Annotated in this window: 16 protein-coding genes and 1 tRNA gene; 4 read left to right on the forward strand and 13 right to left on the reverse strand. The window is 46.6% G+C overall.

Annotated elements, in window-relative coordinates; translation table 11 throughout:
• On the forward strand, positions 1-220 hold a 220-nt coding region (locus HMPREF2626_RS10205), incomplete at its 5' end, for a hypothetical protein (RefSeq protein WP_210382791.1).
• Here HMPREF2626_RS10205 and yidD read toward each other — a convergent pair.
• From yidD to HMPREF2626_RS04695, 9 genes are all read right to left on the reverse strand, one after another.
• The gene (yidD, locus tag HMPREF2626_RS04655) at positions 217-528 is read right to left on the reverse strand and encodes a membrane protein insertion efficiency factor YidD (RefSeq protein WP_070618118.1); all 312 of its coding nucleotides are present in this window, start codon (positions 526-528) and stop codon (positions 217-219) included. The genes HMPREF2626_RS10205 and yidD overlap by 4 nt on opposite strands.
• Entirely contained in the window at positions 521-1,102 is a 582-nt protein-coding gene (locus HMPREF2626_RS04660; protein WP_083294346.1) for a DJ-1 family glyoxalase III, read from the reverse strand. Before HMPREF2626_RS04660 ends, yidD begins: the two co-directional genes overlap by 8 nt.
• Positions 1,103-1,254: 152 nt before the next feature.
• On the reverse strand, positions 1,255-1,704 hold the full coding sequence (locus HMPREF2626_RS04665) for an Asp23/Gls24 family envelope stress response protein (protein ID WP_070618123.1): 450 nt from the start codon (positions 1,702-1,704) through the stop codon (positions 1,255-1,257).
• Positions 1,705-1,783: 79 nt separating this feature from the next.
• On the reverse strand, positions 1,784-1,999 hold the full coding sequence (locus HMPREF2626_RS04670) for a DUF2273 domain-containing protein (protein ID WP_070618126.1): 216 nt from the start codon (positions 1,997-1,999) through the stop codon (positions 1,784-1,786).
• 17 nt (positions 2,000-2,016) lie between these two features.
• Positions 2,017-2,595 carry an alkaline shock response membrane anchor protein AmaP gene (amaP, locus tag HMPREF2626_RS04675; RefSeq protein WP_070618130.1) on the reverse strand — a complete coding sequence of 193 codons (579 nt, stop codon included), beginning with the start codon at positions 2,593-2,595 and terminating at the stop codon, positions 2,017-2,019.
• A 210-nt stretch (positions 2,596-2,805) separates the two neighbouring features.
• Entirely contained in the window at positions 2,806-2,997 is a 192-nt protein-coding gene (locus tag HMPREF2626_RS10130; RefSeq protein ID WP_070618133.1) for a hypothetical protein, read from the reverse strand.
• 181 nt (positions 2,998-3,178) lie between these two features.
• A complete protein-coding gene (locus HMPREF2626_RS04685) occupies positions 3,179-4,075 on the reverse strand; it encodes a LysR family transcriptional regulator (RefSeq protein WP_070618136.1) in 897 nt (298 codons plus the stop codon).
• Between the two features lie 248 nt (positions 4,076-4,323).
• Positions 4,324-4,752: a universal stress protein gene (locus HMPREF2626_RS04690; RefSeq protein WP_067973799.1), complete on the reverse strand. Its 429-nt coding sequence runs from the start codon at positions 4,750-4,752 to the stop codon at positions 4,324-4,326.
• A gap of 86 nt (positions 4,753-4,838) precedes the next feature.
• A complete protein-coding gene (locus tag HMPREF2626_RS04695; RefSeq protein ID WP_070618139.1) occupies positions 4,839-5,132 on the reverse strand; it encodes a GNAT family N-acetyltransferase in 294 nt (97 codons plus the stop codon).
• A gap of 119 nt (positions 5,133-5,251) precedes the next feature.
• Here HMPREF2626_RS04695 and HMPREF2626_RS04700 point away from each other — a divergent pair, with 119 nt between their 5' ends.
• The gene (locus tag HMPREF2626_RS04700; protein ID WP_070618142.1) at positions 5,252-5,560 is read left to right on the forward strand and encodes a hypothetical protein; all 309 of its coding nucleotides are present in this window, start codon (positions 5,252-5,254) and stop codon (positions 5,558-5,560) included.
• A gap of 65 nt (positions 5,561-5,625) precedes the next feature.
• Here HMPREF2626_RS04700 and HMPREF2626_RS10345 read toward each other — a convergent pair whose 3' ends face one another.
• Positions 5,626-5,754, reverse strand: a complete 129-nt coding sequence (locus HMPREF2626_RS10345; RefSeq protein ID WP_256374735.1) for a hypothetical protein — start codon at positions 5,752-5,754, stop codon at positions 5,626-5,628.
• A 261-nt stretch (positions 5,755-6,015) separates the two neighbouring features.
• Between HMPREF2626_RS10345 and HMPREF2626_RS04705 the strand changes: the two genes are divergently transcribed.
• Both HMPREF2626_RS04705 and HMPREF2626_RS04710 read left to right on the forward strand, forming a co-directional pair.
• Complete coding sequence (locus tag HMPREF2626_RS04705) at positions 6,016-7,041, forward strand: SPFH domain-containing protein (RefSeq protein WP_210382793.1); 1,026 nt, start codon at positions 6,016-6,018, stop codon at positions 7,039-7,041.
• 2 nt (positions 7,042-7,043) lie between these two features.
• Positions 7,044-7,241, forward strand: coding sequence for a type II toxin-antitoxin system antitoxin (locus HMPREF2626_RS04710; protein ID WP_070618145.1), 198 nt, complete (start codon positions 7,044-7,046; stop codon positions 7,239-7,241).
• A gap of 181 nt (positions 7,242-7,422) precedes the next feature.
• Here HMPREF2626_RS04710 and HMPREF2626_RS04715 read toward each other — a convergent pair whose 3' ends face one another.
• The 3 genes from HMPREF2626_RS04715 to HMPREF2626_RS04725 all read right to left on the reverse strand — a co-directional run bounded on the left by HMPREF2626_RS04715 (position 7,423) and on the right by HMPREF2626_RS04725 (position 10,273).
• A complete protein-coding gene (locus HMPREF2626_RS04715; protein ID WP_371440391.1) occupies positions 7,423-8,556 on the reverse strand; it encodes an aminotransferase class I/II-fold pyridoxal phosphate-dependent enzyme in 1,134 nt (377 codons plus the stop codon).
• A gap of 155 nt (positions 8,557-8,711) precedes the next feature.
• Entirely contained in the window at positions 8,712-10,067 is a 1,356-nt protein-coding gene (locus HMPREF2626_RS04720; protein WP_070618148.1) for a GntP family permease, read from the reverse strand.
• Between the two features lie 133 nt (positions 10,068-10,200).
• Positions 10,201-10,273, reverse strand: a tRNA-Thr gene (locus HMPREF2626_RS04725).
• Positions 10,274-10,322: the final 49 nt, after the last annotated feature.

The following is a 10,322-nucleotide window of genomic DNA, read 5'->3' on the forward strand; positions in this document are numbered from 1 at the left end:
TCATCCCTTTCTAACCGCCTTTGCTCACACCCTAGGAAAAAAGAAAAAGGCTGGCCTTTCCACAGCTCAGCCTCTTTCGCTATCTTTCAATTTGGAGGAGAAAGATATGAAGAAAAGTTTATTTGGGTTTGTTGGGTATGTTTATACTATAAGGGTCCCCTGTGAATTAAGTGTGAATTTTTCCTTAGCCCTTTTTGAAAAAAATACTAGGATTTTCTAAAGCTCTTGGTCGCTCATTTCTTCTGCCTTAGCCTGGATCAAGAGAGCCCGCTCAGCCTCCGAAATCTCCTCCCGGTTGCGACGGAGGGTGAAGTGGTCAGGTACCGGGTCAAAGCCGCCCTTAATGAAAGGATGGCAGCGGCAAATCCGGCCCAGCCCCATTAAAGTTCCCTTCAAAGCCCCGTGCTTATCCAGGGCTCGCAGCATATAAGCCGAACAAGAGGGATAGTAGCGGCAAGTGGCAGGAAATAAAGGCGAAATATAGGCCCGGTAGAAGCGAACGGGGGCTTGGAAGAGGGCCTTAAGCATGGCCAGCCTGACTCGCTTCCACTTGGTCGAGGAGTAGGGCCTGCTTCAAATCATTAGCAGCCTCTTCACCGGCAAAACGTTCCACGAGCTTGAGGGCAAAGTAAGTCGCCGTCGCAGGTCCCCTCGAAGTCATCAACTTAGCGTCTTCATCGACGACCACTAAGTCTTCCTTATGGTCTTTAAAGTGAACAGTCTCTTCAATCCCTGGATAGCAGGTTCCCACAGCTTCTGCCGCAATTCCTGCAGCTTCCAAGATCAGCGGAGAGGCACAGATGGAAGCCAGCCACTTCCCAGCTTGATGGTGGCTTTGAACTAAATCAAGGACAGCCTGGTCTCCAGCTAACTGTTTCGAAGCAGGCATCCCCCCTGGCGTAACGATCAAGTCATAGAGACTGGGGTCAACGTCAGCCAGACGCTTGTCCGCTTGGATGTGAATCTGGTGGTCTCCCACCGTCTCCAGTTCGTCCGACACAGAAACCATATCAATTGCGAGCCCAGCCCGGCGGAACCAGTCCACCACAGTTAGAGCTTCCACTTCTTCATAACCACTTCCAAGTAAAATCATTGCACGCATCATAGATTCCTCCTTTACTTAACTTAATTATAGGACTTTCATCAAATTTTGTGAAGCGAGGCTATTGCAGTCTTCTTCATCAAACAAAAAGAAGCCAGGCGACTTGTCCTAGCTTCTCTACTGAGCAGCTCACCTGCTCTTCTATATCATGTTTATTGAACGCGTGAAGAGCCAGAGTAGTCGCTTGCTTCTTTGCGGCGACGCGCTTCTTGTTCACGTTCCTTATCGCTCTTATTCTTTTCATAGTCGCTCTTGGTGTAGACTTCGTTAACATGCATGTTAACTTCAACAACCTTCAAACCAGTCATATGTTCAACGTTTTCGCTGACAACTTTAATGGTATCTTTAAAGGCTTTTTGTAAGTCCTTACCGAACTCCCCAACCACTTCAAGGTCGAGAGCTACTTCTTTCTTACCAACTTCAGCACTTACGCCACGAGTTTCATCTTCCCCGTTATCTGAGAAGAAACCTTTGATACCTGAAGTCATGCCACCTTTTAATTCTAAGATACCATCAATGTTTTGTACGGCATAGTTAGCAATTTTTTGGATGACTTTATCTTCATAGGTTAATTCATTTTCATGTTGAACTTGTTCAGACATTAATAACTCTCCTTTACTTATACTATTACTTTAGTGCTATCTTCACTTTAACAAATATTTCTTCAGAATGAAACCAATATCACTTGATATTGAAGAATTTTAACCAAGCGTTAAGGTCTAATTCTCCGTCGAAGTAAGCGCCCACACAGTAGGCAGCCCCCATCACCACAAAAATCAGCAAGCTCTCAGCGAAGCCAATGCTCATCCATAAGAGGGCAAAAATAAAGCCGAGTACTGCACCAATAATCCGACCACTGTATTGGTCCCAAACTTTCTTTACTTGTTCATTATCCATAATTTGACTCCTCCTGACTATCTAACACGTGGTTGCGCTGGCCGGGTCAAGTGCTTGGCTTGACGACTCTCTGCCGGGCTCACTTGGTTAATCTTGACATCAATCCGGTGCACATCGAGGTGCAAGGTCCGCTGTACGGCTGCTTGAACGCGCTCTTGGATCAATTGACCGAGCATTGGCACATTATCCATCTCACCAACACTCACTTGGATATCGATTTCTGTATCCTCAGGTTTATCGTAGATGGTCACCTTGGCATCTGGATAGTAGATATTCCCCACATGCTTGACTGCACTCAAAGCTGTTGCTTCGATAGCTTGCTTGGATACATTCATATCCCCGCGCGACGCATCCATCACCATTCTCCGGTGCTTACTGGCAACAAATAGCGCTCTGAAGAATAGGAAGACGCAGTATACCAAGAGTAGACCTAAAATCACGGCCACGACCAAACGTAGGGTCCAATTTCCAACTAGGTAACTAATCGCGAAGGCGGATAGGTAAGGAATTGGGTAGAACAAGGAAATGGCGGCAACTAGGGCCAAAATAAAAATTAATGTAACGACAATCTGGATAAAACGACGAAAGCCTCCCATTGAGATCCCTCCACTCTGAAACAAAATATTGCTTTCTTAATACCTTCATTTTAGCGGATACAAGACACAATAAGCAAATTATACGCTTGCAAAAAGGGTATTTTTTGGGATCTAAAGCGTCTATTCGCTTAAAAGCAGGAAAATGTCTGATAAAAAAGAGACTGGAACTCTTGTCCCAGTCTCCTATCACTAGCTTAAAATCAGAATTAATTATTTACCTTTGTGATACCTAATAAAACTAAAAACATAAGTTAGAACAGCCAGAAAGAACAGCCAAGTTGATCCAGAGAATATAGCTTCTTTCCAGGTATAGCCTAGGTAAACCTGCAAAACAATCCAGAAAACAAGTAGACCAACATCAAGGATTAAGACAAAGGGTGAATATATAGCTTTCTTTCTCATTTGACCACTCCTCTTATCCTCATCCTAACAGGTCTTTTAATCGCTTTCAAATGATTTGAATCTAGCGGCTATTAGTTGCCAAGCTATCCTATCATTTAATAGGAGGCAAGAAATAGACCACCATTGAAATAGCCCCCCAAAACTCCATCCAAGTTTTGGGGTCATCACTTGACTGATACGATTAATCCACCATAGCCGTCAAGAGCTCGATATAGCGCTTGGCCAGGTCCGACTGCTTGCGGTAGCTGGCGTGGATATAGCCGATATGGTTGGGTTCTTGGTCGCGGACAGGGATGGTCCGCATCATGGTCTTGAAGGGGGAGCTCAGGATCCCTGAGCCAATCAGATAGGCATCGGTATTGACCAGGACATTGATGGAGCTGCCGCGGTCAGACACCATAATTTGCTGCTGGTCCTTCTTGTCCCCTTCAACCACCTCTTCCGAGAATTGCAGGGTATTGCTCTCCTTCTGCTCAAAGCCAAGGGAGGGATAGGGCTCCAGGTCTTCCAAGCTCACACTGTCTCGGTCAGCTAGGGGGTGGTCATGGCCCACAAAGATATGGACTGAGAATTCACCCAACTCCACAAAGTCCAGCTCATGGCGGTTCAGGTATTGCTGGATGACTTTCTGGTTATTGGGATTCATGTAGAGAATGCCCAATTCGCTGTAGGCTGACCGCACATCGTGGAGGACTTCCTTGGTTGAGGTTTCCAGCAAACGGAAGTCTGTCTGCGAGGTGTCCGATTCCGCAATCAGCTGGGAGAAGGCCTCGGAGGCAAAGTCATAGTGCTGGCCCGACACCGAGAAAATCTGCTTGCCCGTTGGCTCCAGGTAGCGTTTCTCCAAGACATCCACTTGGGAGAGGATGTCCCGGGCATAGGAGAGGAATTCGCTCCCTTCCGGTGTGATATAAATCCCCCGCTTGGTCCGCTCAAAGATCTGGATCTGGTATTCTTCTTCTAATTCTTTAATCGCAGTGGATAGACTGGATTGAGCCATGTACAGGCGGCGGGCAGCCTCCCGGAAGGACCCACTATCTGCTGCCACTACAACATACTTTAATTTATGAAAATTCATTGTCGCACCCCTCGCCTCTCTTCTTATCATCACTTACTATACAAAAATAAGCGCACTTGCGCAAGAAGAAAATAGGGACCCCAATCTCGGAGTCCCTATTTTCATCACTTATTCCTTCATTTAACGAGTTCCCAAAAAAGGGCCGAAAGCTTATCAAAACAAGCTTCTAAGCGGTCATTTTAATCCTTGGACCGAATCACTGACACCTAAAAGCGAACACTGCTTATCGAAATTCCAAAAGTTCCTGATTAGCGCACCACGAGGACATCACAGTGGGCATGGCGGACAATATAGGATGACACAGAGCCTAAGAGGGCCCGACGAATGCTGCCTTTACCGGTTGAGCCCACAACAATCAGATCGATATCATTGGCCTCAGCATAGGACACAATCTCATCCTTGGCTTCACCTCTGAGCAGCTTAATCTCGGCCCGATCAAAGCCCAGGGACTTGACATAAGCTTCATCCTCTTCCAACTTGATCCGGTTCTTGTCATATAAGATATCGCTCAGCTTGGTATAATCGCTAGCATCCGTATAAGCACCGAAGTCATCAATCACGTTCAATATAGTCAGATCAGCTCCATGGTGTTGGGCTAAGTCAACTGCTGCTTCTAAGGCCGCTTTGGCGGGTGTCGACCCATCCACAGGGGCTAGAATACGTTTAATCTCTTTCATTATAATCCCCTCCGTGAACTATTTTTTCTACTAACCTAATTATAGCCCAAAAGCAGAGGGAAGCAAGCGCTTTCTAGACCCTTCGCTTAATTTTTCTTATCGAAGTTAATGGCGTCATATTTTTCAGGATTTTCCTGGAATTTGCGGACAACATAAGGGCAGAGAGCCTTAATTTGCTTGCCTTCTTTGGACATTTCAGCCACCAGGTGGTCCAGCAACTTACCCGCAATTCCTTGCCCGCGCAAGCTCTCATCGACAAAAGTATGGTCGGCAATCACAAAATCCTCGGAAGCTGGGGAATAAGTAATTTCAGCGATTTTTTCGCCTTCGTCTGAACGAATTACATAAGCGTTGTTTTCTTTGACAATTTCATTAGCCATTCGACATCGCTCCTTTCTAAGTCCTATTCTAACATCTTTTAGCCCAATTGCCTCGTCAGAGCCTTGCCTCTTTGCTTTTGCCTTGGAAGAGCTTATACTAGAAGAAAGGAGTCGATCACATGGGATTCAAATTCGATATCACACAGCTCAAGGGCTTCGGCGACCGCTTTGACCTAGCCCAGAAGAAAAAGAAGACAAAAGAGGCAGTGGATGCCAGCGACCTGGACCAGCTCTTCAGCAACAGCTTCCTCCAGGCTCATTCCGACCTAGTCTCCAAGGGTGACCTCCTGGCCCAAGTCGGAGTGGACAGTCTGGAAGCCATGGAAGATTTGCCCAGCGACCAGCTGGACCCCATCATTGCGGCCCATAGCCCCTATGATAGCTATGAAAGCTTCAAACTAGCTGCTATCCGCTACCAGCAGGAGTAAACTAAAGATGTGGTTCTTAAACAAATTATGCTAGTGAGCATCCGTTGCGCTTTTGAATTTGATCGTTAAAGAGCCATGGCACCGGCTTGAGCCAAGGTCTCTCGCCTAGCGAGACTCAAACGGCTCGTATGGCTGACGCCTACGATCCATAAATTCGCTTCGCTTGCTTGTTCATGGCTAACGATCAAATTCAAAGCTCCACTCCTGCTCAAAATAGCTGATATAGAAATTATTTTTAATTACTAGTTACCAACACTAATAACAAGAAAAACAAGAGCATTAATTCTTATCAAAAGGCTGTGATTATTGTCACTGCCTTTTTTACTTGACTTTGTTTGTCTTCTAATAAGAAAAATGATATCATAATGATATCAAATAGAATGGAGGACGTTGAAATGAAGAAGAACCAGAACCAAATTGACCAGCTGGGCCAGCAGTTGGACCACAGCGATAAGATCGAAGAGAAGGTGCTTGTCGGCAAGCAGAAGGGCATGGTCGTCTTGACCGCCTATTTCGTCTTACTAGTGGTCGCCGTCCTAGCCTTTATCTGGGGCATTAACCAAGACGGTAACCAGGCCGGATCCAACCTAGTGATTGGCTTAGCCCTGGCTTATATCGCCTTCGCTTGGATCTTACTCTTTGGTCTCAAGGTCCTCAAGCCCCAAGAAGCCCTGGCCCTGACCCTTTTTGGCCATTACTACGGGACGCTCAAAGGCGCAGGCTTCTACTATGTCAACCCCTTCGCCCAAGCCTTTAACCCAGCGGCCCAGACCAAGCTAGGACAGAGCGGGGATGTGAGCGAACAAACAAGCGGGGCCAGCCAAGATAAGGAAGCCATTAGCTTGAACCTCAATCGTCAGGATAAGAAGATCTCAATGAAGGTCATGACCCTCAACAATTCCAAGCAAAAGATCAATGACTATCTTGGAAACCCGGTTGAGATTGGTGTCGCGGTTATTTGGAAGGTCAGTGACACGGCCAAGGCGGTCTTCAATGTCGATAACTTCAAGGAATACCTCTCCTTACAAACAGATACTGCCCTGCGCAATATCATCCGCCAGTATCCCTATGACGTCAATCCTCGCGTTCCTATCGACACTAGCGGGGACGGCGAACCTGACGATGGGTCCTTACGCGGGTCTTCCGAGATTGTGGCCCAGCGCATCAAGGATGAAATCCAAGACCGGGTAGAATTCGCTGGCTTAGAAATCCTGGAAGCCCGGATCACCCACCTCTCCTATGCACCAGAAATCGCAGCTGCCATGCTCCAACGCCAACAAGCCTCTGCCCTGATCGATGCCCGCGCCATGATCGTGGACGGCGCAGTCGGCATGGTCGATATGGCCCTGGCCAAATTAGAAGAAGAGTCCGTCGTCGAACTCGATGAAGAACGCAAGGCTGCCATGGTCTCCAACCTCCTCGTCGTCTTATGCGGAAATAACGACGTCTCACCCATTGTCAATTCAGGGAGCCTCTACTAGCCTTGGCTAAGAAGAAACAAGTCCCCCTCCGGATTTCCGACAAGCTCTACCAAGAACTCGCAGCCTGGGCAGAAAATGATTTCCGCTCGATCAATGGTCAGATCGAATATCTTCTCACCGCCTGCGTCAAACAGCACAAGAAGAATGGCAAGTACGTGTCTGAAAGCCAGGACGACCACTTCGAACCTGAGCTTGACTAGGGAATATGCCTTCTATCATGACGAAGCATTTCAGCATATATATCGTAAGAATTGCAGGTGAACTTATAGTCAAAGTTCCAGCTGCTTATCCATCAACCATTACCGGCAAAAGGCCTTTAACGCACAAAAAGGAAGCCCAAAGTTATCGCTTTGGCTTCCTTTTTTCTTCTTCTATAAAGATTTAGCGTACAGCATCAAAAGCCTGTTTCAAATCAGTCACCAAGTCCTCATCAGATTCGATCCCCGTCGAAATCCGTAAAATTTCATCTGTCAACCCGTAAGATAGCCGGACCTCTTCAGGAATATCCGCATGGGTCTGGGTCTTAGGATAGGTAATCAAACTCTCCACCCCACCCAAGCTCTCCGCAAAGGTAATAATATCTAGAGCTTGGAGGAAATCACTAATTAGGTCCGTATCTTTAATCGCAAAGGACAGCATCCCCCCACGGCCAGGATAATTAACCGCTGTCACCAGGGGCTCCTCCTTCAGATAGTCCACAATGGCGCGCGCATTCTTCTCATGCTGCTTGAAGCGAAGGGCCAGAGTCTTCAAGCCCCGAATTACCAACCAACTATCAAAGACACTCAAGGTCGAGCCCGTTGTGTTCAATTGGAAGTCTAATTTTTCCCCCAGGTCGTCGCGCGAACAGACCACCAAGCCAGCTAGAACATCATTGTGGCCAGCCAAGTATTTAGTAGCCGAATGCACAACGACATCTGCTCCAAGCTCTAAAGGCCGTTGGATAATCGGTGTATAGAAGGTATTGTCGACCACTAAGAGCGCACCGGCTGCCTTGGCCAATTCAGCAATAGCTTCAATATCAAATTCCACCATCAGCGGATTGGTTGGTGTTTCAATGAAGACCATGGCCGTCTCTTCCTTCAAGGCAGTCTCCAAAGCTGCTTGGTCCAAACAGTATTCAAATTGATAGATCCCTAATTCTTCCATATGGTGGAAGTAACGGTAAGACCCCCCGTAGAGATCTTGGAGGGTAACAATCCTGTCGCCAGCCTTTAAGAGACCTTCCAGGACTAACTGGATAGCTGCCATCCCTGAAGCCGTTGCGAAGCCATATTTGCCCCCTTCGAGCTCTGCAATCCCCGACTGTAAGACATCTCTAGTCGGATTCGCGGTGCGCACATAGTCATAGCCCGTCGATTCCCCCAAGTGTGGGTGGGCATAAGCCGTACTGAGATAGATCGGCGTATTAATCGCCCCCGTCCGCGGATCGCTGTGGTTACCTAGCTGCGCCAAAATCGTTTCAACATGTTTCATATTCATCTGCCCCTGTTCTCTATATTTATCATTCATCATAGCATGGAATCCTTAGCTAAAAGCGATTAATAAGAGAACACCTATGTTCGCCAAAAGCGATCAATCATTTTTCCTCCTGATCACAATCAAAAACACCCCAGCTCGCGACATAAGCTAGGGTGCAGCTAGGCAATGACAAAGATTGCCGGCTAATTTTAATAAAAGAAGTAAGTGATCACTAACATGGTAATTAAAGCAACGAAATGACAGCCACCGACAATCGCAAAGGAATCACGATAAGTCGACTTCTGAGGCAGATGCGTTAGAGAACTAAAGGTAATGTAAGCTCCGGCATGGGGGAGGAGAGCAAAGATTGAAGATGCCACACCTGAGATCCGGTGAACGACAACAGGGTCAACCCCCTCAGCAATAATCTCTGGTGCCATCGTATTGACTAAGATCCCCACCGTCCCTGAAGAAGAACCAGTAATTGCCCCCAAGGCAACGGACACAATAGTCAAGCGTAAGACTGGGTTGGCAAGAACACTGTTTAAGAAGGTCACAATGAAGTTAAAACCTGTCGATTCAATCAAGACCGTCCCGAATGCCACCGTACTCCCCATAGCTAGGGTTGGCATTACAGCATCTGCTGCCCCCTCATTCAAGAGTTCCTTATCCGAAGAATTCAAATACTTTCTGAAGAAAATAGCACAGAGTAAAACAGCCGCTAGGAGGGCAATGACAACAATATTAGTCACTTCACTAAACATAAAGATAATCGCAATCAAGACTAACATCGGCAAGATACTCAAGAAGAAAGGTGGAATATCTTCCTCAGCCACTTCCTCTTCATCCAGATCAGATTCATCAGGATCTTCCATCTCTTGGTCCGTATCCTCCAGGTAAGAATAGAAAGTCTCATCATTGGCCAAGCTCTTATCTAGACGGAATTTCATATAGACTACCCCATAAATAAAGGCTACAATCGACGCCCCGAAACCGAGCAATTTCCCAGCCGTCATCGATGTACCCAGAGCTTCTGCTGGGATAACATTGGTTGGTGAAGGGGTCCCTGGCAGCATGGTCATCGTAATCGACGCCACCCCTAAGAAGACAGGGATACAGATCAAGCGCCAGTTAATATCCAGTTCCTTAAAGACCGAGTGAGCAATTGGGATAATCGCAAAGTAAACAATTACCGAATTGATCCCCCCATAGGAAATTAAAAGCCCAATAACAGCGAGAGCAAAGAGGGCATTAAAAGGTTTGTCCCGGCCCACAATCTTTAAGACTGTCCGCGCAATCGAAGTCGTCGCATGGGAATCCTGCATGTACTGTGACAGAATCGTCCCCAAGATAAACAGTGCGAACATACTGACAAAGAAATCACCCACTGAAGCCAGATAAGACTGCTCAGGTCTGAGCATCCATTCCAATACATTCATGCGATTCGTTACTAAGACTACCATTGTCGCTAGAGGAGCCCCAATTAATATATTGAGCCCCTTAGCTGAAAAGAGGATAATCAAACAGATGGCGGCTAAAACGCCAATAAATCCAATAATTTCCATAATAATCTCCTTATATTAAGTTATACATTCTAATTTAGTCTATCAAATAAAAAAATAAATTGCGAACATGACCGCTTAAATTAACCAATAAAGCAAGAAAAAAGGCCTAGTTTGAACTAGGCCCCTTAAATGAAGCTACAGATGGGATTTGAACCCACGACCTCCGCCTTACCAAGGCGACGCTCTACCGACTGAGCTACTGCAGCAAACTATAAAAGAAAAACTCCGCAAGTAGGACTCGAACCTACGACATCT

It is taken from the genome of Aerococcus sp. HMSC062A02 (genome assembly GCF_001809535.1).
Classification (GTDB): Bacteria; Bacillota; Bacilli; order Lactobacillales; family Aerococcaceae; genus Aerococcus.